A 26112-nucleotide genomic window follows, 5' to 3' on the forward strand; every position below is an offset into this window, starting at 1 on the left:
GTCGCGCCGGGCGGGAAAGCGGCTGCCGGATCAGCAGTTCCGCAGTTCCGGGCTCTGGTTGAGCAGCTGGGCCCGGGTGCTGATGAACGTCGAGTAGGTGTCGCCGCCCACGGCGCTGAGCGGGAAGGCCGCCACCCGGTGGCAGTTCTGGAAGGCGAGCTTGACGCCGAAGTGCCGCTCCAGGCCGCCGCGGATCGCGTCGGAGGCCATCGCGCGCAGCAGCTGCCCGCGGGCGGTCTCGTCCGGCGGCGGAACCACGTTGTCGGCGAATTCGGCTGTGCCCGACTGCAGGTCGCCGACGACCCGGCTCACGACCTCCCAGGCGTAGGGCAGCGAGTTCTTCACGCAGTCGACGAAGTCGGCGTCGTCGATCTCACCGCGTTCGGCGCGTTCGAGCAGGGCGGCGGGAACATCGAGGGACATGGCGCTCTCCTCCTGGGATGGGGTGGATGGCGGTTGCGATGCCTTCCCGAGTGTAAACGATACTCGTTGTCAACAAGGCTGGATTCGGCGCGAAAGTGCCGAATCCAGAGCGGCTTTCGTCTCTTCGGCCAGCTGTCGCACGAGTTCGCCCGCCGGTAACTCGGACGCGAGCGAATGTGCTTGGCCCGCCCACAGATTGACATTCTCCGGGTTGCCGGACGACCGCGCTTCGGCGCGCAACGGCGCTGTCGCGAAGTGGATTTCGGGATAGGCCGCCGGGGCGCTCGCGGAGTGTCGCGCCATGAAGTCGTTGCGCACCCCGCGCGCGAGCCTGCCGGTGAACGCGCGCGTCAGCATGGTGGGCGTCTCGGTCGGCACGGCGGCGCGGTGCACCGGGTTGGTGCCCGCTTCCGGGCAGCGCAGGAACGCGGTGCCCAGTTGCGCGGCGGCGGCGCCCGCGGCCAGGACGGCGGCGATGCCCGCGCCGGTGGCGATACCGCCCGCCGCGACGATCGGCCGGTCGGTGGCGGCGGTGAGCAGTTGGAGCAGGGCGAGCAGGCCGAGCGGGTCGATCGCGTCGTCGGCGACCCGGTCGACGAACGTCGCCCGGTGCCCGCCCGCCTCGGCGCCCTGCGCGACGAGCACGTCCGCACCCGCCTCGACGGCGATGCGCGCCTCCGCCACCGAGGTCACGGTGACCCACACCTCGGTGCCGACCGCGTGCAGGCGCGCGATCTCGGCGGCGGTGGGGCAGCCGAAGGTGCAGCTGACCACGGGCACCGGGGCGGCCACCAGGAGGTCGAGCTTCGCGGCCCAGTCGTCGGTGTCGTGGCGGGGCTCGCCGAGTGCGAACCGCTCGCCGAGCTCGGCGAGATACCCGGCGAATTCGGCGCGGGGAGTGGCCGGTCCCGGCACGAAGAGGTTCACGCCGAAGGGGGCGTCGGTGCGGCTTCTGGTGGCCTCGATCCTGGCCGCGGTGTCGGCGGCGCTCAGGTAGCCGGCGGCGACGGTGCCGAGGCCGCCCGCCGCGCAGACCGCCGCCGCGAGTTCGGGAGTGGAGGGGCCGCCCGCCATCGGGGCGAGCACGATCGGGACGCGCAGTTCGTCGATGATCACGGTCCGAGTCTGCGCCCGCGGCCGCTGTGACATGGACCTCACCGTCGATTCGTGACCGAAGGTTGCGGAATGGTCACGACAGGGTAGAGTTCCCGTCACAACGGATGCCGAAACGTTACAAATCGCGGACCACGGCCGATCCCGACGACATGGTCGGCCCGGGTCAGCGGGTGACGCGGCGGCGTTCGTTGGCAACTGTAGGACGGACGCGAGGACGAATCTTGTCGCAGCACCGGCTTGGCCCCAGTTCCATCACCGTCGAGAGCCTGCTCGGCCACGGCGCCACGGGTCGTCCGACGCGTCACCGTGCCCAGTCCAGCCAGGGTGAGCGGGTGCGGGCCGCCGCGAGCGCCGCCGTCGCCGCGGGTGCCCTGGTCGGCGTCGCCGCGCAGGTCGCCCCGGCCCTCGCCGCCGCATCGCCGCTGGCCCCCGCGCGCAACACCGAGGCCGCCGAGGAGACCATCGCGTTCAAGGGCACCGCCGAGATCCCGGCCGCCGAGGCGAAGCAGATCGCCGAGCCCGCCCCGGCCGCCGATCCCGCGCCGGTCACCCAGGTCGCCGCGCCGGTCGCGCAGAACGTCGCGCAGCAGCCGTTCGGTATCCCGAACCTGCCGCCGGAGATCGCCGCGCCGCTGGCCCAGGTCGAGGACGTGCTCAAGAACGTCCAGCAGCACGTGGCGCCGCCCGTGGCGGTTCGCCCGGTCGCCGGCGCCATCAGCTCCGGCTACGGCACCCGCTGGGGCCAGTTCCACTACGGGCTCGACTTCGCCGACGCGCTCGGCGCCCCGATCCGCTCGGTCAGCAGCGGCACCGTCATCGAGGCCGGTCCCGCCTCGGGCTTCGGCCTGTGGGTGCGCGTGCTGCAGGACGACGGCACCACCGCCGTCTACGGCCACGTCAACGACATGTATGTACAGGCGGGCCAGCGCGTCAACGCGGGCGACGTCATCGCCACCGTCGGCAACCGCGGCCAGTCCACCGGCCCCCACCTGCACCTGGAGATCTGGGACCAGGGCGGCAACAAGATCGACCCGATGCCCTACCTGGCCGCCAAGGGCGTCCCGATGCACTGGGGCCCGTCCGCCCACTGAGGGTAAGGAACGCGGCCGTAGACCGTGATCCGACCGCGTCCTCCGGCGAACGGATCGATACTTTCCGGACCGAGGGCGATCCCGTGCAACGCGGACCCGATCACCCGCCCATGCCCCGGGGGGACGTCGTACGGTCCGCTCACGCGGCCGACCCTGCGCCGGTCCCTCGTGCGGGCCGCTTTGTCGAGGGACGTGGGTCCGCTGGCGTGGCCGCCTCACGATGACGATGTCGGTTTGGCCGTCTCGGTGACGGGGGTCCGTTCCGCAGCCGTCTCCCGACGGCGTGAGTTCGCGGGCGTGGCCGTCTCGCGACGGCGGTGTCGGTTCGTTCGGATGGCTGCCTTCGATGACGGGGGTCCGTTCGCGCGGCGGTCTCGCGAGGGTGACGCGGGCTGGTTCGTGTGGCCGCCTTCGCGACGCGGCCCGCAGGCGGCGTGGCCGTCTCGCGACGGCGACCTCGGCCTGCTAGCGTGCCCGTCTCACGTCGCCGTTTCTCACCCGACCAGCCCGTTTCGGCCTTCGCTCGGCCTACGCCTAAACTTCCTGTAACCGGTGTCAACACAAGCCGCAACCGCAGGGCGTTACCCCCTTGCGATCCGGCCCACACCGCCGGATAGTGTGAGCTGCGCCACTCGGTGGCAACGGGTCGATGTGGGGGGACGATTAGAACAGGGTTGCCGACGTTGTCGGGGGCAATGGCGCCAGGTCGAGCGGGCCCGGACTGCGCTGGCGCAGCAGAAAGCACGGCCTCGGGTGGGGCTGAGGTAACCGGCCGTGTGGCCATATGTGACGCGAGAGGTGTGCAGTCGGATGGATAGCGCTCGTCGTTCTGCCGGTACACGCGGTGCGGGTGGGCGTCGCCGCCGATCCGGTGCGGCGCTGTTGCCGCAGTTGCTGACGGCGGCTGTCGAGTCCGCGCCCGAGGCGGTGGCGCTGCGATTCAATCCGACGGGTGCGCCGGCCGATCAGCGCGAGCTGACCTACCGGGAATTGGACGAGTCCTCGTCGCGGCTGGCGCGGGAGCTGATCGACCGCGGCATGGGCCCCGGCGACTTCGTGGCGATGGGCATCGCCCGCTCGGTCGAGTCGGTGAACTCCCTGTGGGCGATCGCGAAGACCGGCGCGACCTATGTGCCGGTCGATCCGGCGTATCCGGCCGACCGCATCGCGCACATCCTCGGTGATTCCGGCGCCCGTGTCGGGCTGACCACGTCGGCGCATCGCGGCGCGCTCGGTGGCGATGTCGACTGGATCGATCTGGACGACCCGGAGCAGCTGGCCCGGATCGCCGCGCGCCCCGCGCACCCGATCTCCTACGCCGACCGGGTGCGCCCGCTCACCGCCGCGCATCCGGCCTGGGTCATCTACACCTCCGGTTCCACCGGCAAACCCAAGGGCGTGCTGGTCTCCCATCACGGCCTGGCGATGGTCGCCGCGGTCGGTGCCCGGTTCGGTTTCGGTGTCGGTTCGCGGGCCACCCACGTCACCTCGCCGAGTTTCGATTTCTCGCTGATGGAGATGCTGTTCGCCTTCTCCCAGGGCGCGACGTTGATCGTGGCGCCGCCGATGGTGTACGGCGGCGCGGAGATGGCCGAGCTGGTGCGGCGCGAGCAGGTGACCGACCTGCTGATGACCCCGGGTGCGCTGGAGTCGGTGGATCCGGCGGGTCTGGACTCGGTGCGCACCGTCGTGGTGGGTGGCGAGAAGGTCAATCCGGAGCTGGTGGCCCGCTGGCAGCGCCCGGATCGGGCGATGCACAACGTGTACGGGCCCACCGAGACCACCGTCATCGTGACGTCGGCGGAATTGCGCGCCGACGAGCCGGTCACCATCGGCACCGCGTTCCCCGGTGTGGGCGCCTACGTGCTCGACCCGCGTCTGCGGCCGGTGCCCGCCGGGGTGGTGGGTGAGCTGTATCTGGCGGGCCCGTCGCTGGCGTACGGGTATTGGGGTAGGCCGGAGTTGACCGCGGAACGGTTCGTTGCCAATCCGTTCGCTGCCAAATCGTCGGCTTCCGAATCCTCGGGCGGCGAAACCGATTCGGCCGGTTCCCGGATGTACCGCACCGGCGATCTGGTGCGCCGTCGCGAGTCCGACGGCGCGTTCGAGTACATGGGCCGCTCGGACTTCCAGGTCAAGATCCGCGGCCTGCGTATCGAATTGGGGGAGATCGACAACGCGCTGATCGCCCATCCCGACATCGATTACGCCGCGACCCTGGGTGTGACGTTGCCGTCGGGCACCACCGCGCTGGCCGCCTACGTGCTGGCCAAGCCGGGCACCGAACCGGACACCGCCGAGGTGGCCGAGTTCGTCGGGAAGACGTTGCCCGCGTACATGGTTCCGGCGTCGATCACGGTGCTCGACGAGCTGCCGCTGAACGCGGTCGGCAAGCTGGACCGGGCCGCGCTGCCCGCTCCGGTGTTCGCGGGCAAGGCGTTCCGTGCGCCGTCGAACCGCTACGAGCAGATCGTCGCCGACGTGTTCGCGGCGCTGCTGCTGCCGGATTCCGAGGAGCGGGTCGGCGCCGACGACGACTTCTTCGAACTCGGCGGCAACTCGCTGCTGGCCACCCAGGCGGTGGCCCGCATCGGCGCCGAACTCGACACCCGGGTGCCGCTGCCGCTGCTGTTCGAATCGCCGAGCGTGTCCGGGCTCGCCGCGCAACTCCAGCAGCAGCTCGGTGCGCCGTCGCGACCCGCGCTGCGCGCCGTGCCGCGTCCGGCGCGGGTGCCGCTGTCGTATGCCCAGCAGCGGATGTGGTTCCTCAACCGCTTCGATCCCGACAGCGGCGTCAACAACATTCCGGTCGCCGTGCGTCTCACCGGCTCGCTGCACGTGGACGCCCTGCGAGCCGCCGTGCGTGACCTGGTGGAGCGCCACGAGGTGCTGCGCACGGTCTACCCGGAGGTCGACGGGGACGGCGTGCAGGAGGTGCTGCCGCTCGACGACCCGCGCGCCGTGCCCGCGCTGGATGTGGTCACCGCGACCGAGGAGGAGCTGTTCGCTCAGGTCGGCACCGTCGCACTGGGCGGGTTCGACGTCACCGTCGCGCCGCCGGTGCGGCTGCGGCTGTTCGCGCTCGGGCCCGAGGAGCACGTGCTGCTGTGCGTGGTGCATCACATCGCCGGTGACGGCTTCTCGATGGGCCCGCTGACCCGCGACCTGATGTCGGCCTATTCGGTGCGCGTGAACGGCGACCGTCCGCGGTGGGCGCCGCTGGCGGTGCAGTACGCCGACTACGCGCTGTGGCAGCGCGAGACGCTCGGCGCCGAGGACGACCCGGATTCGCTGCTGGCCCAGCAGATCGCGTTCTGGCGGGAGCAGCTGGCCGGGCTTCCCGAGCAGCTGGACCTGCCCGCGGACCGTCCGCGTCCGGCGGTGATGTCCAACCGGGCCGCCGCGTACTCCTTCGAGCTCGACGCCGAACTGCACGCGGCACTGGACAGCCTGGCGCAGCAGCACAATTCGACGCTGTTCTTCGTCATGCACGCCGCGTTCTCGGTGCTGCTGGCGCGGCTGTCGGGGACCACCGACATCGCCGTCGGCACCGCGGTGGCCGGTCGTGGCGACGAGGCGCTCGACGATCTGGTCGGCATGTTCGTCAACACGCTGGTGCTGCGCAGCGACGTCGACCCGGACGCGAGCTTCGCCGAACTGCTCGCCCAGGTCCGCCAGACCGATGTGGCGGCCTTCGCGCACGCCGATCTGCCCTTCGAGCGGCTGGTCGAGCTGCTCGACCCCGCCCGGTCGATGGGCAGGCACCCGCTGTTCCAGGTGATGCTGACCTTCCAGAACATGGCCCACACCGAACTGCGGCTGCCCGGCCTCACCGCGGCGGCGCTGGAACTGGGTGCGCCGCTGGCGAAGTTCGATCTGGAACTGACCCTGGTGCCGCGTGAGACCGACGGCGCCCCGGCGGGCATGGCGGCCTCGTTCATCTACGCCACCGACCTGTTCGACGAGTCGACGATGGCGGCCTTCGCCGAGCGGTTGCGCCGCGTCCTGACCGCGGTGGTCGAGGACGCCCGGCGCAGCGTCGGCGCGATCGATCTGCTGGAGCCGGGGGAGCGGCAGCGGATCCTGCTCGACTGGAACGACACCGCGCACCCGCTGCCCGCGCGGCTGCTGCTGGACGGCTACCGTCGCGCGGTGGCCGCGCACGCCGACGCGGTGGCGCTGTCCTACGAGGGTGCCGAGTTGACCTACCGCGAGTTCGACGAGCGGGTCAACCGGCTGGCCCGGCTGCTCATCGCGCGCGGTGTCGGCGCGGAGTCCCTGGTCGGCCTGGCGATCCGGCGGTCGCTGGATCTCGTGGTCGGTATGTATGCGGTGGTCGCGGCAGGTGGCGCGTATGTGCCGTTGGATCCGGATCATCCGGCCGAGCGCATCGCGCACATCCTCGACACCGCCGATCCGGTGTGTGTGCTGTCCACGTCCGCCGACGCGGCGGCCGTGCCCGCGGGGGCCGAGGTGCTGCACGTCGACACCGTCGATCTGTCCGGGTACTCGGCCGCGCCGGTGGAGGCGGCGGAGTTGGTGCGTCCGGTGCGTCGGGACAATCCGGCGTATGTGATCTTCACGTCGGGTTCGACGGGTCGTCCGAAGGGCGTGGCGGTCTCGCACGGGGCGATCGACAATCAGATCGAGTGGATGCTGTCGGAGTATCCGATGGGTCCGGGGGATGTGTATCTGCAGAAGACGGCGACGACGTTCGACGTTTCGCTGTGGGGTTACTTCATGCCGCTGCGGGCGGGCGCGAAACTGGTGGTCGCCACCCACGACGGCCACCGCGACCCGGTGTACATCGCCGAAACCATTGCCGCGCAGCGTGTCACGGTCACCGACTTCGTGCCCTCGATGTTGACGGTGTTCGCCACCCACACCGCGCCCGGCTCGGTGCCCACGCTGCGGGACATCTTCGTCATCGGTGAGGCGCTGCCGCCGGAAACCGTCGCCGCCGTCCGCGCGATGTCCGACGCCGCCGTGCACAACCTGTACGGCCCCACCGAGGCCGCCGTGTCGGTGACGTACTGGCCCGCCCGTGAGACGGACGTCGCCACGGTGCCGATCGGCCTGCCGCAGTGGAACACCCGGGTGTACGTGCTGGACGCGCGCCTGCGCGCGGTGCCCGCGGGTGTGGTCGGCGAGCTGTACCTGGCCGGTGCGCAGCTGGCCCGCGGCTATGTGTCGCGGCCCGATCTCACCGCCGACCGGTTCGTGGCCAACCCGTTCGAGCCGGGCGCGCGCATGTACCGCACCGGTGACCTGGTGGTGTGGCGCGATCAGCCGCACCGGCTGGAGTACTTGGGCCGCACCGACTTCCAGGTGAAGTTCCGCGGCCAGCGCATCGAGCTGGGCGAGATCGAGACCGCGCTGCTGGCGCAGCCGCAGATCAGCCAGGCCGCGGTGCTGGTGGTGCCGACGGCCACCGGTGACCAGCTCGTCGGCTACGTGGTGCCCCGCCCGGGCGAAACCGTCGACACCGACGACCTGCTCGCCGCCGTCGGCACGACACTGCCCGCCTACATGGTCCCGGCCGCGATCGTCGTGCTCGACGCCTTCCCGCTCAACACCAGCGGCAAGCTGGACCGCAAGGCGCTGCCCGAACCCACCTTCCGCGCCAGGGAGTTCCGCGCGCCGGTGACCCAGGTGGAGGAGATCGTCGCCACCGTCTACGCCGAACTGCTCGGCCTGGACCGCGTGGGCGCCGACGACGACTACTTCGCACTCGGCGGCAACTCGCTGCTCGCGACCCGGGCGGTGGCCCGGATCAACGAGACGCTGGAGACCAACGTCTCGGTGCGCGATCTGTTCGAGGCGCCCACCGTGGCGGCGCTGGCGGCCCGCATCGTGCCCGGCGTGGGCCGCCACGCCGCCGCGCGCCCGCCGCTGACCAGGGCCGAACGGCCCGAGCAGGTGCCGCTCTCGCTCGCCCAGCAGCGGATGTGGGTGCTCAACCAGCTCGATCCCGCCTCGGCCGCCTACAACCTGCCGTTCGCGATCCGGCTCGCGGGCGCGCTAGACACCGACGCGCTGCGGCTGGCCGTCGAGGACGTGCTGGTGCGGCACGAGGCGCTGCGCACCCGGTTCCCCACCACGGGACCGGGCGGGCAACCCTATCAGCAGGTGCTGCCGGTGACCGCGGTGCTGCCGCACGGTCTCGCGGTGGAGCACCCGGCCGACCCGCGCGCCCGCATCGGCGAGCTGATGTCGGCGGGCTTCGACGTGACCGAGGCCGCGCCGGTGCGCATCGCCCTGCTCGCCGCGGGCGCCGAGGAGCACGTGCTGGTCGTCGTGGTGCACCACATCTGCGCCGACGGCGTCTCGCTCGCCCCGCTGGCCCGCGACCTGGTGACCGCCTACCTGGCCCGCACCGAGGGCGAGGCGCCCGGCTGGGCGCCGCTGCCGGTGCAGTACGCCGACTACGCCCTCTGGCAGCGCGCCGTCGTCGGTACCGACGAGGACCCGGACTCCCCGGCCGCGCGTCAGCTGGACTACTGGCGGCAGCAGCTGGCCGGGCTGCCCGGGGCGCTGGAACTGCCGCTGGACCGCCCGCGGCCCGCGGTGCCGTCCGAGCGCGGCGCCAGTGTCGGCATCGTCGTCGACGACGACGTGCACGCCGGGCTGGTCCGGTTGGCGCACGAGCACCGGGCGTCGCTGTTCATGGTCGTGCACGCCGCGCTCGCGGTACTGCTCGCCCGGCTGTCCGGCAGCTCGGACATCGCGATCGGCACCCCGGTCGCCGGCCGCGGCGAGCGCGCGCTCGACGACCTGGTCGGCATGTTCGTCAACACCCTGACCCTGCGCACCGAGGTCGACCGGGCCGCCTCCTTCCAGGCGCTGCTCGAGGCGACCAGGGAGACCGACCTGGCCGCGTTCGCGCACGCCGACATCCCGTTCGAGCGGGTGGCCGAGGTGATCGCGGGTGGCTCGCGTGAGCAGACCCCGCTGTTCCAGGTCGCCATCACCTTCGAGGATTTCGCCCCGCCGCGCGCCGAACTGCCCGGGCTCACCATCTCGCTGCTGGAATCCGACCAGCTCAGCGCCAAGTTCGACCTGCAGCTGGTGGTGCAGCCGACCCAGCACGCCGACGGCACACCCGGTGAACTGGCGATCTCGTTCACCTACGCCACCGACCTGTTCGACGAGGCGACCGTGGCGGCGATGGCCCGCCGCTTCGACCGCATCCTGCGGGCGGTGCGCGCGGACGCCGGCGCGATCGTCGGCGACATCGACATCCTCGACCCCGAGGAACGCGGTGCGGTGGCGGCGCCGGAGCCGGAGTTCGACGAGGACGAGTTCGTCGTCGCGGGCGGCACCGAGCTGCCGCAGCTGCTCACCGCCGCCGTCGAGGACGACCCGGACGCCCCGGCGCTGGCCGCCGGCGAGACCGAGACCAGCTTCCGCGAGCTCGACGCCGAGTCCTCCCGGCTGGCGCGGGTGCTCATCGCGCGCGGCTGCGGGCCGGGCAGCGTCGTGGCGGTGGCGCCCGCGCGGGACGTCGCCTCGGTGGTCGCGGTGTGGGCGGTGCTCAAGGCGGGTGCCGCCGTGGCGCCGGTCGGACGCGCGGAACTGCCCGAGGGCGCGGTCCTCGGTCTGGTCGCGGGCACCGCGGGTTCGCCGGACGGACAGTGGTTGCGGCTGGACTCGGCCGAGGTGCGTGACCTCGTCGCCGCCGAGTCGAGCAGGCCGGTCACCTACGCCAATCGCGTGACGGTGTTGCGCGGCGAGCATCCCGCGCTGGTGCTCGCCGACGGGGCGATCTTGACCTACGACGCGTTGGCGACCGCGGCCGAACGCATGCAGACGCGGGCCAAGCTGACCTACGAGTCGCGGACCTTCCGGCACGGCGGCCTGGACTCCGCGGCGTTCGTCGCCGAGATCGTGGCGGCGGGCGCGGCGGGGGCCACCCTGGTGCTCGCCCCCGAGGGGCCGGGCTACGACCTGACCGGAGTGCTGGCGGACGAGTGGATCACCCATTTGCTGGCCGAGGACAGCGCGCTGTCCGGACTCGATACGGCCGAACTACCCGATTTGCGCGTGGTGGTGTTCGACGGCCATGATCGGGAGGCGGAAGCCGGGCAAGACATCGCAGTCTTCGCGCTCGCCGACTTCCTGAGGACCGCCCGCCGATGAAGTGAGCCCGGTCGCGGCATTCTCGAAAACGAAAGATCGCACGTGGTCAGGCAGCCCCTGATCGCGCCTGTGTAGTGCAGCCGTTGCCCGACAGGAGTGAGTGTGATGTACCAGCTTTCGACACGCGACCGGAGCTACCTCCTGGCGGGGGCCACCCGGTGAGCGGGGCGCGTAGCCGCCCCGTCCGATCCCGGCGGCCACGCGTCCCGGTGTTTCCCCAGCTGTTGGTGGCCGCTGTCGAAGCGAGCCCCGACCGCACCGCGGTGGTGTTCGCCGATGCTTCGCGCACGCTCGGGTCGCTGACCTACGCCGAACTCGACGCGCGCTCCACCCGCCTGGCCAGGGCGTTGATCGCGCGCGGCGTCGGGCCGGAGGATCTGGTGGCGCTGGGGATGCCGCGGTCGCTGGAGTCGGTGGTCGGCATGTGGGCGGTGGCGAAGACGGGTGCCGGCTTCCTGTCCGTCGACCCGGCCTATCCCGCCGACCGGGTCGCGCACATGCTCGCCGATTCGGGCGCGGTGCTCGGCCTGACGGTGGCCGAGGTGGCGGAAAGTCTTCCGGCGCAGGTCGACTGGCTGGTCGTCGACGGTGAGCGCGTGCGCGCCGAGTGCGCGGCGCAGTCGAGCGAGCTGATCACCAACGCGGACCGGACGCGGCCGTTGCGCGCCGAGCACCCGGCCTACGTCATCTACACCTCCGGTTCCACCGGGCTGCCCAAGGGCGTCGTGGTCTCCCACGCGGGTATCGCGGGCATCCGCGCCGAGCAGGCCGCCCGCTACGAGGTGGACGGCGCGTCCCGGGTGCTGCACTTCGCCTCGCCTTCGTTCGATCTCTCGGTGTTCGAGCACCTGTTGATGCTGGCGGGCGCCGCGACGCTGGTCGTGGTGCCGCCGACCGTGTACGGCGGCGCCGAGCTGGCCGAACTGCTGCGGCGCGAGCGGGTGACACACGTGGGGATGACGCCCTCGGTGCTGGCCTCGCTCGATCCCGCCGGACTCGACGACCTGCGGGTGGTGGTGGCGGCCGGTGAGGCGTGCCCGCCGGAGCTGGTGCGGCGCTGGACGATTCAGCTCCCCGACGGCCGTAGCCGCCGGTTCTTCAACGGCTACGGCCCCACCGAGACCACCATCGTGACCAACCTGAGCGACGTGCTCGTCCCCGACCGGCCGGTGACACTCGGCCCGCCGTTGCGCACGGTGCGCGAGTACGTCCTCGACGAGCGGTTCGTCCCGGTGCCCGTCGGCGCGGTCGGCGAACTGTACATCGCGGGCCCGCAGCTGGCGCGCGGTTACCGGGCCAGGCCCGCGCTCACCGCGTCTCGTTTCGTGGCGAACCCGTTCGAGGCGGGCACCCGCCTCTACCGCACCGGCGATCTGGTGCGCAGGCTCGCCGACGGTGATCTGGAATACCTGGGACGCAACGACTTCCAGGTGAAGATCCGCGGCTTCCGCATCGAGCTCGGTGAGATCGACGCCGTGCTGGCCGGACACGAATCGGTGAGCTTCGCGGTCACCGTCGGGCACCGGCTCGACAACGACGCGACGGTGCTGGCCGCCTACGTGGTGCCCGCCGACGGCGCCGAGATCGACATCGAGGCGCTGGTCGCGCATGCCGCGGCCGCGCTGCCCGCGCACATGGTGCCGACCGCGATCACCGTGCTCGACGAGATCCCGTTGACTCCGGTCGGCAAGCTGGACCGCCGGGCGCTGCCCGCGCCGGTCCTGCGCACGACCGAGTTCCGGGCGCCGTCCGGCCGGCTGGAGGAGCTGGTCGCGGGCGTGTTCGCGCAGGTGCTCGGCGGGGACGTGCGGGTGGGTGCCGACGACGATTTCTTCGAACTCGGCGGCAATTCGCTGATCGCCACCAGGGTGGCCGCCCGGCTCGGGGCGGAACTGGGTGTGCGGGTGGACGCGCGCGCGGTCTTCGAGGCGCCGACGGTGAGCGGGCTGGCGGCCCGGCTCGCGGACACGACCGGGCACGAGACCCGCCGTGCCCTGCGGGCGGGCCCGCGGCCGGAGCGCATCCCGCTGTCGCTGGCCCAGCAGCGGATGTGGTTCCTCAACCGGTTCGAGCCGGACTCGGCGGCCTACACCATTCCGATCGCGCTGCGGATGACCGGCGCGCTGGACGTGCCCGCGCTGGCCGCGGCCGTGCGGGACCTGGTCGCCCGGCACGAGGTGTTGCGGACGGTGTACCCGGAGACCGCCGAGGGGCCCGCGCAGGTGATCCTGTCGCCGGGCGACCGGACCCCGGAGCTGGAGGTGCGCGACGTCGCGCCCGAACAGCTGCACACGGCCGTCGCCGGCGTGCTCGGCGCGGGATTCGACGTCACCGCCGAGGTGCCGTTGCGCATCGTGCTGTTCCGGGTCGCCCCGGAGGACTTCGTGCTCGCGATCGCGGTGCACCACATTTCGGGTGACGGCTCGTCGGGTGGGCCGTTGACGCGGGATCTGATGACGGCCTACGCGGCGCGGGCGGCCGGGCGCGCCCCGGAGTGGGCGCCGTTGCCGGTGCAGTACGCCGACTACAGCATCTGGCAGCGCGAGGTGCTGGGCAGCGAGGACGACCCGGACACCGCCGCCGCGCGTCAGATCGCCTACTGGCGGGCCGAACTCGCGGGCCTGCCGGATCAGCTGGACCTGCCGACCGACCGACCCCGCCCGGCCGTGCAGTCCTACGACGGCGATGTGGTCGATATCCGCATCGATGCCGAGTTGCACCGTGGGCTGGTGGAGTTGGCGCGGGCTGAGGGTGCGACGTTGTTCATGGTTGTGCACACGGCGTTGGCGGTGTTGCTGGCCCGGTTGTCGGGTGGTGACGACGTGGCGGTGGGCACGCCGATCGCCGGTCGTGGTGAGGCGGTGCTGGACGACCTGATCGGCATGTTCGTCAATACCCTGGTCTTCCGCAGCCGCATCGACCCCGGTGAGTCGTTCACCGAACTACTGGCCCGCCAGCGGGAAACCGATCTGCGCGCGTTCGCCCATGCCGACGTGCCGTTCGAGCGGCTGGTCGAGGTGCTCAACCCCGTGCGGTCGACGGCGCGGCATCCGCTGTTCCAGGTCGGCTTCTCGTTCCAGAATCTGGCCGAGGCGAGCCTGGAGTTGCCGGGGCTGCGCGTGTCGGGTCTGGATGTGGATGTGCATGTCTCGCAGTTCGATCTGCACTGGATCGTGGGCGACCGTTACGACGAGAGCGGCGCGCCTGCGGGCATGGGTGGTGCCCTGACCTACGCCACCGCGCTGTTCGACCCGGCCACCGTGCGCGGCTTCGTGGACCGGTTCGAGCGGTTGCTGCGCGAAGTGGTCGCCGCCCCGCGCACCGCGGTCGGCGAGATCGATCTGCTGGATCCGGTCGAGCGGGAGCGACTGACGCGCGGCGTCAACGCCACCGACCATCCGCTCCCGCCGGGCACCCTGGCCGATCTGCTGGACGCCTCGGCGGCCGCGGCCTCCGCCCACGCCGTCGCCCTGGTGGACGCCGATCGCCGCCGGATCTCCTGGCCGGAGCTGGACGCCCGCGTCAACCGCCTGGCCCGCACCCTCGTCGCGCGAGGCGTCGGCCCCGAGGATCGGGTGGCGTTGGCGCTGCGGCGCGGGGTCGATCTGGTGGTGGCGATGTACGCGGTCGCCCGTGCGGGTGGTGCGTACGTGCCGGTGGACCCGGATCAGGCGGCCGAACGCACCGACTACATCCTGCGCACGGCCGCACCGGTGCTGGTCCTCACCGACCGCGCGACGGGTTTCACCACCGAGGTCGCCCCGGTCCTGCCGGTCGACGGCCCGGTCGCGGACTCGGCCGCGCCGATCACCGACGCCGACCGTCGTGCGCCGCTGCGCCCGGACCACACCGCCTACGTCATCTTCACCTCCGGTTCCACCGGACGGCCCAAGGGTGTGGCGGTGCCGCACGCCGCCGTGGTGAACCAGTTGCGGTGGAAGGTCAGCGAATTCGAGCTCACCGCCGACGACGCGGTGTTGCTCAAGACGGCCGCCACCTTCGACCTGTCGGTGTGGGAGTTCTGGTCGGCCGCGGCCTGCGGCGGCCGGTTGGTGATCGCCGCGGCCGACGGGCACCGCGACCCGGCCCGGTTGCACGAGCTGATGGAACGGGAGAACGTCACCGTCCTGCACACCGTGCCCTCGATGCTGGACGCGCTGCTCACCGCCTCCGGCGAGGTCCTGCCGGGCTCGCTGCGCTGCGTACTCGCCATCGGTGAGGCGCTGCCCGCCGCGCTGGCGCAGCGCGCGCTGGCCTCCGGTGTCGCGCTGTTCAACCTCTACGGTCCCACCGAAGCGGCGGTGTCGATCACCGGCCACCACGTGACGGACGCCGATCAGATCTCGGTGCCGATCGGCCGCCCGGAGTGGAACTGCCGGGTCTACGTGCTCGACGCCCGCTTGCGGCCGGTGCCGGTGGGGGTCTCCGGTGAGCTGTACCTGGCGGGCGCGCAGCTGGCGCGCGGCTATTTCGGCAAACCGGAGCTGACCGCGGAACGGTTCGTCGCGAACCCGTTCGCCGCGGGCGAGCGAATGTATCGCACCGGCGATGTGGTGGCGTGGAATTCCGGCGGGGAATTGGAGTACCGGGGACGCGCCGATTTCCAGGTGAAGATCCGCGGTTTCCGCATCGAACTCGGCGAGATCGAGGCCGTGTTGCAGGCGCAGCCGGGCGTGGCCGCGGCGGCGGTGGCGGCGAAATCCGACGCCACCACCGGCGAGCGTCTGGTCGCGTATCTGGTGCCGTCCGACCCGGTCGCGGGCGTCGACGTCGCCACACTGCCGTCCCGGCTGGCGGGACGGCTGCCCTCCTACATGGTGCCGAGCGCGTTCGTGGTGCTCGACGCGCTGCCGCTCAACGTCAACGGCAAACTCGATCGCAAGGCCCTGCCCGACCCGGTGTTCGAGGCCCGCGAATTCCGGGCGCCGACGACCCCGCTGGAGGAGACCGTCACCGCGGTGTTCGCCGAGGCGCTCGGCGTGGACGCGGTCGGATTGGACGACAACTTCTTCGAGCGCGGCGGGAATTCCCTGGTGGCCACCCGGGTGGCGGCGCGGCTCGGGGCGGAACTGGGGATCCCGGTGCCGGTGATGTGGCTGTTCACCACGCCCACCCCGGCCGGGGTGGTGGCCCAGGTGATCGCGGAGCGCACCGGTGTGGGGTCGATCTCGCGGACAGCCTTCGACGTGCTGTTGCCGCTGCGGGCGGGGACGGGCGCGCCGCTGTTCTGCATCCACCCGCTCGGCGGCATCGCCTGGTCCTTCGCCGGGCTCGCCGCGCATCTGGAGACGGACCGGCCGATCTACGGCCTCCAGTCACCGGCGCTCGGCTCGCGCGAATCGCTGCCCGACACCACCGAGAAGTGGGCGCTGCGCTACCTGGAGGAGATCCGGTCGGTGCAGCCACAGGGGCCGTATCACCTGCTGGGCTGGTCGCTGGGCGGTGTGCTCGCGCACGCCATCGCGGTGCAACTGCAGGAAGAAGGCGAACGGGTGGAGTTGCTGGCCATGATGGACAGCTACCTGCCGGAGGCCATCGACCCGAGCATGATCCCGGCCGAGCCGGTGCCGATGACCGAACTGCTGGGCGGGCTGCTCGGTCAGCAGGTCACCGATCTCGGCATCGACGACGGCGCGCCCGGACCCGCCGAACTCGCGCGGCGGCTGGCCCAGCTGCCCGAACCGTTCGCCTCCTTCGGCGCCGACCGGATCGAACGGGTGCTCACCGCGGCGCGCCACTCGCTCCGAGTGACCGCGGGCTACCGGCCGCACCGGTTCGAGGGCGACCTCGTCTACTTCAGCGCGGTCGAGGACGAGCCCACCGGACGCCTCGGCGCCGACACCTGGGCGAGCGCGATCGGCGGCCGCATCGACACCCACCCGGTGCCCACCACCCACTGGCGGATGACCACCACCGCCGGGCTCTCCGCGATCGGCCGGGTCCTCGACCGCTTCTTCACCGCCGCGGAGCGCACCGATCCGACGCCGTAACACCGGACGCGTGTCCTACCGATGAGCTGTGGGTGAACTCGCTCGGGCCAAGCAACTGCTTGGCCCGAGCGGGCGCTGACCTGCTCACGCACCGCTGTCCATGACGTGACAGGGTAGATGGCGACGCACCGCAGGCCGTGTCTCCGACGGGCGGTGCACGCTCGGCAGAAGTGGTAGGAAGTTCCGGATGGTTGATCGGTTGGGTATGTGGCAGACGACCTCGCAGCGCGTCGTGAGCGTCGGAGCGGGCGCATGACCCGCCCCACCCGCGTGCGGCCCGCACGGACCCGCCGCCCCCGCCTCACCGCCCTCCCGCAGTTGATGGCCAAGGCCGTGGAGGCCAATCCGGCCGGCGTCGCCGTGCTGTGCGCGGACGCCACCGACACCCTCGGTCAGCTGACCTACGCCGAACTGGACGAGCGGTCCACTCGCCTGGCGCGGGCGCTCATCGCGCGCGGCATCGGCCCGGAGGATCTCGTCGCGCTGGGCATCCCGCGCTCCGTCGACTCGGTGCTGGCCTGCTGGGCGGTGGCCAAGACCGGCGCGGGTTTCGTGCCGGTCGATCCGAACTATCCCGCCGACCGGGTCGCGCACATGCTCGGCGACTCCGGCGCCGTCGTCGGCATCACCGTCGCCGACGTGCGCGACGACCTGCCCGGCGACGTGGAATGGCTGGTGCTCGACGACCCGGCCACCGTCGACCTGCTCGCCGCGCAGTCCGGCGAGCCGGTCACCGGCGCGGATCGGGTGCGTCCGCTGCTGGCCGAGCATCCGGCCTATGTCATCTACACCTCCGGCTCGACCGGTCTGCCCAAGGGCGTGGTCGTCACCCAGGCCGGGCTGGCGAGCTTCTGCGAGGAACAGCGCGAGCGGTACCGGGTCACCGAGGAGTCGCGCACGCTGCACTTCGCCTCGCCCTCGTTCGACGCCTCGGTGCTGGAACTGTTGCTGGCGCTCGGTGGCGCGGCGACGATGGTCGTGGTCTCGCCCACGGTGTACGGCGGCGCCGAGCTGGCGGGGCTGCTGCGTCGCACCGGGGTGACGCACGCGTTCATCACCCCGGCCGCGCTGGCCTCCATCGACCCCACCGGACTCGACGATCTGCGCGTGGTGGTGGCCGGCGGCGAGGCCTGCCCGCCGGAGCTGGTGCGCCGCTGGGCGGTGCCGCTGGCCGGTGGCTCGGTGCGCGAGTTCTACAACGGCTACGGCCCCACCGAGACCACCATCATGACCAACATCAGCGAACCGCTGCGGCCGGGGGAGCTGGTGACGATCGGCGCGCCGATCCGCAATGTGGCCGCCTACGTGCTCGATTCGCGGCTGCGGCTGGTGCCCACCGGTGTGGTGGGTGAGCTGTATCTGTCCGGCGCGCAGCTCGCCCGCGGCTACGGGAACCGCCCGGGGATGACGGCGGGGCGGTTCGTGGCCAACCCGTTCACCGGGGACGGCGCGCGCATGTACCGCACCGGTGACCTGGTCCGCCGGACCGCATCCGGTGCGCTGGAGTACCTGGGCCGCAACGACTTCCAGGTGAAGATCCGCGGCTTCCGGATCGAACTGGGCGAGATCGACGCGGTGCTGGCATCGCACGAGAACGTGGATTTCGCGGTGACCGTCGGGCACCGGCTCGACAACGGCAGCACCATCCTCGCCGCGTACGTGCATGCCGCCGACGGCAGCCCGCTCGACACCGCCGAACTCACCGCGCTGGCCGAGCAGCAGCTGCCCGCGCACATGGTGCCCACCTCGATCACCGTGCTCGACGAGATCCCGCTGACCCCGGTCGGCAAGCTGGACCGCCGCGCGCTGCCGGCTCCGGCCTTGCACACCAAGGAGTTCCGCGCGCCCGCCGGTCGGTTCGAGGAGATGGTGGCGCAGGTCTTCGACGACGTGGTGGGCGACGGTTCCCCGATCGGCGCCGCCGACGACTTCTTCGAGCTGGGCGGCAACTCGCTGATCGCCACCCAGGTGGCGGCCCGGTTGGGTGCGCTGCTGGAGACCAAGGTGCCCACCCGGCTCATCTTCGAGGCGCCGACGGTGGCCAGGCTGGCCGAGCGGATCGCCGAACTGTCCGGGCAGGGGGGACGCACCGAACTGCGCTCGGGCCCGCGCCCCGAGCGGATCCCGCTGTCGCTGGCACAGCAGCGGATGTGGTTCCTCAACCGGTTCGAGCCCGAGTCGGCCGCCTACAACATCCCGATCGCGATCCGGTTGTCCGGCGCGCTGGACGTGCCCGCGCTCGGGCAGGCGATCGCGGATCTGGTGGCGCGGCACGAGGTGCTGCGCACCGTCTATCCCGAAACCGCGCACGGTCCGGTGCAGGTGATCCTCCCGGCCGGGGACGCCTCGCCGGAGCTGGAGGTGCGCGACGTCGCGCCCGAGCAGGTGCGCGCCGCGGTGGCGGAACTGCTCGGTGCCGGGTTCGACGTCACCCGGGAGGTGCCGCTGCGGGTGGTGCTGTTCCGGGTGACGGCCGAGGACTTCGTGCTCGCGATGTCGGTGCACCACATCTCCGGTGACGGCTCGTCGGGTGGGCCGTTGACGCGGGATCTGATGACGGCCTACGCGGCGCGGGCGGCCGGGCGCGCCCCGGAGTGGGCGCCGTTGCCGGTGCAGTACGCCGACTACAGCATCTGGCAGCGCGAGGTGCTGGGCAGCGAGGACGATCCGGAATCGCCCGCCGCCAAGCAGATCGCCTACTGGCGTGACCAGCTGGCCGGTCTGCCGGATCAGCTGGATCTGCCGACCGACCGACCCCGCCCGGCCGTGCAGTCGTTCCAGGGCAGCGTGGTCGACATTCGCATCGATGCCGAGTTGCACCGTGGGCTGGTGGAGTTGGCGCGGGCCGAGGGTGCGACGTTGTTCATGGTTGTGCACACGGCGTTGGCGGTGTTGCTGGCCCGGTTGTCGGGTGGTGACGACGTGGCGGTGGGCACGCCGATCGCCGGTCGTGGTGAGGCGGTGCTGGACGACCTGATCGGCATGTTCGTCAACACGCTGGTCTTCCGCAGCCGCGTCGACGGCGCGGAACCCTTCACCGAGCTGCTGGCCCGCCAGCGCGAAACGGATCTGCAAGCGTTCGCGCACGCGGATGTGCCGTTCGAGCGGCTGGTCGAGGTGCTCAACCCGGTGCGCTCCACGGCCAGGCATCCGCTGTTCCAGGTGGGCCTGTCGTTCCAGAATCTGGCCGAGGCGAGCCTGGAGTTGCCGGGGCTGCGCGTGTCGGGTCTGGATGTGGATGTGCATGTCTCGCAGTTCGATCTGCACTGGATCGTGGGCGACCGCTACGACGAGAGCGGCGCGCCCGCGGGCATGGGCGGCGCCCTGACCTACGCCACGGCGCTGTTCGACCGGGCGACCGCCGAGGTGTTCGTGGAGCGTTTCGTGCGATTGCTGCGCGCGGTCGTGGCCGCGCCGCGCACCGCCGTGGGCGACCTGGACCTGCTCGAGCCCGCCGAGCGGCAGCGCCTGCTCGTGGACGTCAACGCCACCGACCATCCGCTCACCCCGGGCACGCTCGCCGATCTGCTGGACGCCTCGGCGGCCGCCGCCTCCGGGCACGCGGTCGCGCTGGTCGGCCCCGACGGCGGCCGGGTGTCCTGGCCCGAACTCGACGCCCGGGTCAACAGTGTTGCGCGCGTGTTGATCTCGCGCGGGGTCGGCCCCGAGGATCGGGTGGCGTTGGCGCTGCGGCGCGGTGTCGATCTGGTGGTGGCGATGTATGCGGTCGCCCGTGCGGGTGGTGCGTATGTGCCGGTGGACCCGGATCAGGCGGCCGAACGTACCGACTACATCCTGCGCACGGCCGCACCGGTGCTGGTCCTCACCGACCGCGCGACGGGTTTCACCTCCGACATCGCCCCGGTGCTGGCGGTCGACGGCGCCGAGGTGGCCGTCACCCCGCCGGCCCCGGTCACCGACGCCGACCGGCTCGCCCCGCTGCGCCCGGACCACACCGCCTATGTCATCTTCACGTCCGGTTCCACCGGACGGCCCAAGGGCGTGGCGGTGCCGCACGCCGCCGTGGTGAACCAGTTGCGGTGGAAGATCAGCGAATTCGAGCTCACCGCCGACGACGCGGTGCTGCTCAAGACGGCCGCCACCTTCGACCTGTCGGTGTGGGAGTTCTGGTCGGCCGCGGCCTGCGGCGGGCGGTTGGTGATCGCGAGCCCCGACGGGCACCGCGACCCCGCCTATCTCACCGAGCTGATGGCGCGCGAGGGCGTGACCACCCTGCACCTGGTGCCGTCCATGCTGGACGCGCTGCTCACCGCCTCCGGCGACGCACTGCCCGGTTCGCTGCGGCGGGTGCTCGCGATCGGTGAGGCGCTGCCCGCGGCGTCGGCGCAACGCGCGCTGCGCACCGGCACCGCGCTGTTCAACCTGTACGGTCCCACCGAGGCGGCCGTCTCCATCACCAACCACCTCGTCACCGAGGCCGACCGGTCGACGGTGCCGATCGGCGCGCCGGAGTGGAACAGCCGCGTCTACGTGCTCGACGGCAGGCTGCGGCCGGTGCCGGTCGGCGTGTCCGGTGAGTTGTACCTGGCGGGTGCGCAATTGGCGCGCGGCTACTTCGGGCGGCCCGAGCTGACCGCCGAGCGGTTCGTCGCGAACCCGTTCACGCCCGGTGCGCGGATGTACCGCACCGGCGACGTGGTGGCGTGGAACGCCGCGGGGGAGCTGGACTACCGGGGGCGCACCGACTTCCAGGTGAAGATCCGCGGTTTCCGCATCGAACTCGGCGAGATCGAGGCCGTGTTGCAGGCGCAGCCGGGCGTGGCGGCGGCCGCGGTGGCCGCGCACTCGGACCCGCACACCGGTGATCGGCTCGTCGGGTACGTGGTGCCCGCCGATCCCGCGGCCGAGGTCGACACCGCGGCGATCAAGACCGCGCTGGCCACCGAGCTGCCGTCGTACATGGTGCCGAGCGCGTTCGTGGTGCTCGACGCGCTGCCGCTCAACGTCAACGGCAAACTCGACCGGAAGGCGTTGCCGGAGCCGGTGTTCGAGCTCCGTGAGTTCCGCGCGCCCACCACACCGGTGGAGGAGATCGTCGCCGAGATCTTCACCGATGTGCTCGGGGTCGAGCGCGTCGGCGCCGACGACGACTTCTTCGCCCTCGGCGGCAACTCGCTGATCGCGACCCAGGCCGCTGCCCGGATCGGCGCCGCACTCGACACCGAGGTGCCGGTCCGGCTGCTGTTCGAGGCCGCCACCGTGGCCGCGTTGGCGGTCCGGGTGGAGGCACAGGCGGGCGCCGGACGGCGCCCGGCGCTCACGCCGCGGCCGCGCCCGGAGCGGATTCCGCTGTCGCCGGCCCAGCAGCGCATGTGGCTGCTCAACGGCATCGACGGCGGCGCCGCCGTCTACAACATCCCGGCCGCGGTCCGGCTGACCGGCACCCTGTCGGTGCCCGCGCTCCAGCAGGCCGTCGCCGACGTGCTGGCCAGGCACGAGGTGCTGCGGACGGTCTACCCCGCGCACGACGGCACCGCCCACCAGGTCGTCCTGCCGGTCGACCACGTGGTGCCCGACCTCACCCCGCGCGTCGTGCCGGCCGCCGCGCTGCGCGAGCACATCGCGGCCGAGCTGGGGACCGGCTTCGACGTCACCCGCGAGGTACCGGTGCGGGCCGTGCTGTTCCGCGTGGCCGAAGATCCGGCCGAGCACGTGCTCGTGCTGGTCGTGCACCACATCGCCGCCGACGGCTGGTCGATGGCCCCCTTCACCCGCGACCTGATGGTCGCCTACGCCGCCCGCGAGATCGGCGAGGCGCCGTCGTGGCAACCGCTGCCGGTGCAGTACGCCGACTTCAGCCTGTGGCAGCGCGAACTGCTCGGCGACGAGAACGACCCGGCCTCCCCGGCCGCCCGCCAGCTGGCGTACTGGCGCACCGCGCTGGCCGGTCTGCCGGACGCGTTGAGCCTGCCGTTCGACCGGCCGCGGCCCGCCATCCAGGAGACCGCGGCCCGCGCGGTGGCCGTGCACATCGACGCGCGGACCCACCGCGCGCTGCTGGAGCTGGCGCGCGCGCAGCACGCGACGCTGTTCATGGTCGTGCACACGGCGCTGGCGGTGCTGCTCGCCCGCTGGTCGCGCGCCGACGACATCGCCATCGGCACGCCCGTGGCGGGCCGGGGTGACGCCGCACTCGACGATCTGGTCGGCATGTTCGTCAACACCCTGGTGCTGCGCACCCGGGTCGACTCCGCCACCCCGTTCACCGAGCTGCTCGCCCGCCAGCGCGACACCGACCTGGCCGCCTACGCCAACGCCGACGTCCCGTTCGAGCATCTGGTCGACGTCCTCAACCCGGTGCGCTCCACCGCCCGGCACCCGGTGTTCCAGGTGATGCTGGCCTTCCAGAACCAGGCCCGCGCCGGTCTCGAGCTGCCCGGCCTGTCGGTCTCGGCCATGGAGTTCGAGTCCGAGCAGACCGAATACGACCTGCAGCTGATGGTCGCCGACGGCTACGACGAGCACGGCGAACCCACCGGTATCGCGGGCAAGGTGGTCTACCCGACCAGCCTGTTCGACGCGGCCACCATCGAAGGCTTCGCGCGGCGGTTCGAACGCGTCCTGGCCGCGCTCGCCGAGGAACCCGGCCGTCCGGTCGGTGACGTCGACTGGCTCACCGACGCCGAACGCACCGAGGTACTGACCACCCGCAACGCCACCGCGCACCCGCTCGACGAGTCGGCCACGCTGGTCTCGCTGGTCGCCACCGGCACCCGCATCGACCCCGACGCGGTGGCGCTGGTCGACGGCGCACTCACCGATCAGCGCAGCGAAGTCAGCTACGCCGAGTTCGACGCCCGGGCGAATCGCCTTGCCCGGCATCTGATCTCGCTGGGTGTCGGACCCGGTTCCCGGGTCGTGGTCGCACTGCACCGGTCGGTCGATCTGCTGGTGGCGATCCACGCGGTGCTGCGCACGGGCGCGGCGTACGTGCCGGTGGATCCCGACCACCCGGCCGAGCGCACCGCCTACGTGCTCGACCTGTCCGAGCCGAGCTGTGTGCTCACCCACGCCGCCGCCGATTTCCGCACCGAGCGGGCACCGGTGATCCAGGTGGACGCGCTGGACCTGTCCGGCTACCCGGCCGATCCGGTGACCGACGCCGACCGCCGCGCGCCGCTGCGCCCGGCGGACACCGCCTACATCCTGTTCACCTCCGGCTCGACCGGACGGCCCAAGGGCGTCGCCGTGCCGCACCGCGCGGTCGCCAACCATGTGCGCTGGTTCGTCGCCGAGTACGGGATCGGCGCCGCCGACGTGTCACTGTTCAAGACCACCATCACCTTCGACATGTCGGTGTGGGACGTGTTCGTGCCCTTCGTCACCGGCGGCCGGGTGGTGATCGCCGGCCGCGACGGGCACCGCGATCCGCGCTACCTCGCCGAGGTGATCGCCGCCGAGCGGGTGACCGTCATCCCGTTCGTGCCGTCGATGCTGCGCGCCATCGTCGACACCCTCGACGGTGCCGCGTTGGACACGCTGCGGGTGATCTGGCTGGCCGGTGAGGCGCTGTCCGCCGAGACGGCCGCGGCCGCGCGCCGGGTCTCGCGGGCCCGGCTGGACAACCTCTACGGCCCGACCGAAACCGCGGTCGTCACCATGACCGCGCGGGTGCCCGCCGACGCCGTAGGCATCGTGCCCATCGGCGCCCCCATCTGGAACGTGCGCGCCTACGTGCTCGACGACCGGCTGCGGCCGGTCCCGGTCGGTGTCGCCGGCGAGCTCTACCACGCCGGTATCCAGCTCTCGCACGGCTATTTCGGTCGCCCCGACCTCACCGCCGCCCGGTTCGTGGCCAGCCCCTTCGGCGACGGGGAGCGGCTCTACCGCACCGGCGACCTGGTGCGCTGGACCGCCGACGGACAGGTGGAATACCTGGGCCGCACCGACTTCCAGGTCAAGGTGCGCGGTCTGCGGATCGAGCTCGGCGAGATCGAGACGGCGCTGCTCGGCCACGACGCGGTCCGCCAGGCTGTCGTCGTGGTGCACACCGACGCGCAGCTGGGCGACCAGCTCGTGGGCTATGTCGTGCCCGAGCCGGGAAGCGGCGAGCTCGACGCCGAAGCGTTGCGCGCACACCTGGCCGCGCTGGTGCCCTCCTACATGGTGCCCGCCGCCTTCGTGCTGCTCGCCGAGCTGCCGCTCAACGCCAACGGCAAGCTCGACCGGAAGATGTTGCCCGAGCCGGAATTCGCCGCCCGCTCGCAGCGGCAGGCCCGAACGCCGGTGGAACGCACCATCACCGGGGTCTTCGCCGAGGTGCTCGGTCTCGAGTCGGTCGGCATGGACGACAGCTTCTTCGAACTCGGCGGCAATTCGCTGGTCGCCACTCGGGCGGCGGCCCGGCTGGGCGAGGAACTCGGGCTGCGGGTGCCGGTGGTGTGGCTGTTCACCACGCCGACTCCGGCCGGGATCGCCGGGCAGGTGCTCGATGCTGGTGCCGCGGAACGTGCCGATGGTGCGTCGGCGTTCGATGCCGGTGCGGCGTTCGACGTGCTGTTGCCGCTGCGGGCGGGGACGGGCGCGCCGCTGTTCTGCATCCACCCGTTCGGCGGCATCGCCTGGTCCTTCGCCGGGCTCGCCGCGCATCTGGGCGGCGACCGGCCGATCTACGGCCTGCAGTCCCCGGCCCTCGGGTCGGACGAGACGTTGCCCGACTCCACCGAGAAGTGGGCGCTGCGCTACCTGGAGGAGATCCGGTCGGTGCAGCCGCGCGGACCGTATCACCTGCTGGGCTGGTCGCTGGGCGGTGTGCTCGCGCACGCCATCGCGGTGCAACTGCAAGCCGAGGGCGAGCAGGTCGAACTGCTGGCGATGATGGACAGCTACCTGCGTTCGGAGATCGCCGAGTCCGCGATCCCGGCCGGGGAGGCGCCGCTGGCCGAACTGCTCGGCGGCCTGCTCGGCGACGACGCCCCCGGCGTGGACCTGGCCGTCGGCGACGGTGTGGACGGGGCCGATCCCGCCGGCCTCGCGCGCCGGTTGGCCGAGTTGCCCGAACCGTTCGCCTCCTTCGGTGCCGACCGCATCGCCCGGGTCCTCGACGCCGCCGTTCGATCGGCGACTGTCACCGAGCGGTACCGACCCCGTCGGTTCGCCGGTGAACTGGTCTATTTCGCCGCCGCCGAGGACGATCCGACCGGCAGCGTGGGCGCGGCCACCTGGGCCACGGCGGTCGACGGACCCATCCGCACCATCGCGGTGCCCACCACGCACTGGCGGATGACCACGGCGGCCGGTCTCGCGGTGATCGGACGGACGCTCGACGAGCTGAACGCGGCGCACGAGGCGGCGACAGACCGAACCTGATGTCCGGTTTGTGATCGGAGTAG

Annotated in this window: 4 protein-coding genes and 2 pseudogenes; 4 read left to right on the forward strand and 2 right to left on the reverse strand. The window is 72.1% G+C overall.

The features are described from left to right. Window positions 1–30: 30 nt before the first annotated feature. Window positions 31–423 (reverse strand): SCO5389 family protein, encoded by a 393-nt coding sequence (locus CRM89_RS25620; protein WP_011207246.1) that lies wholly within the window; start codon window positions 421–423, stop codon window positions 31–33. Window positions 424–492: 69 nt separating this feature from the next. Then, the gene (locus CRM89_RS25625; protein ID WP_229434867.1) at window positions 493–1539 is read right to left on the reverse strand and encodes a nitronate monooxygenase; all 1047 of its coding nucleotides are present in this window, start codon (window positions 1537–1539) and stop codon (window positions 493–495) included. 221 nt (window positions 1540–1760) lie between these two features. Here CRM89_RS25625 and CRM89_RS25630 point away from each other — a divergent pair, with 221 nt between their 5' ends. The 4 genes and pseudogenes from CRM89_RS25630 to CRM89_RS25645 all read left to right on the forward strand — a co-directional run. Continuing rightward, on the forward strand, window positions 1761–2630 hold the full coding sequence (locus CRM89_RS25630) for a M23 family metallopeptidase (RefSeq protein ID WP_170986858.1): 870 nt from the start codon (window positions 1761–1763) through the stop codon (window positions 2628–2630). 810 nt (window positions 2631–3440) lie between these two features. Further along, a complete protein-coding gene (locus tag CRM89_RS25635; protein ID WP_228821914.1) occupies window positions 3441–10769 on the forward strand; it encodes a non-ribosomal peptide synthetase in 7329 nt (2442 codons plus the stop codon). A gap of 203 nt (window positions 10770–10972) precedes the next feature. Further along, window positions 10973–16759, forward strand: a pseudogene (locus CRM89_RS25640) (amino acid adenylation domain-containing protein); the annotation flags it as partial. Between the two features lie 267 nt (window positions 16760–17026). After that, window positions 17027–26089: pseudogene (locus tag CRM89_RS25645) on the forward strand (amino acid adenylation domain-containing protein); the annotation flags it as partial. Between the last annotated feature and the right edge of the window lie 23 nt (window positions 26090–26112).

The sequence above is a fragment of the Nocardia sp. FDAARGOS_372 genome (assembly GCF_002554515.1).
Classification (GTDB): domain Bacteria; phylum Actinomycetota; class Actinomycetes; order Mycobacteriales; family Mycobacteriaceae; genus Nocardia; species Nocardia farcinica.

Excerpts from the sequence above, each read along its gene's own strand:
- CRM89_RS25620 (WP_011207246.1), bottom strand. The coding sequence starts at position 423 with ATGTCCCTCGATGTTCCCGCCGCCCTGCTCGAACGCGCCGAACGCGGT.
- CRM89_RS25635 (WP_228821914.1), top strand. The coding sequence starts at position 3,441 with ATGGATAGCGCTCGTCGTTCTGCCGGTACACGCGGTGCGGGTGGGCGT.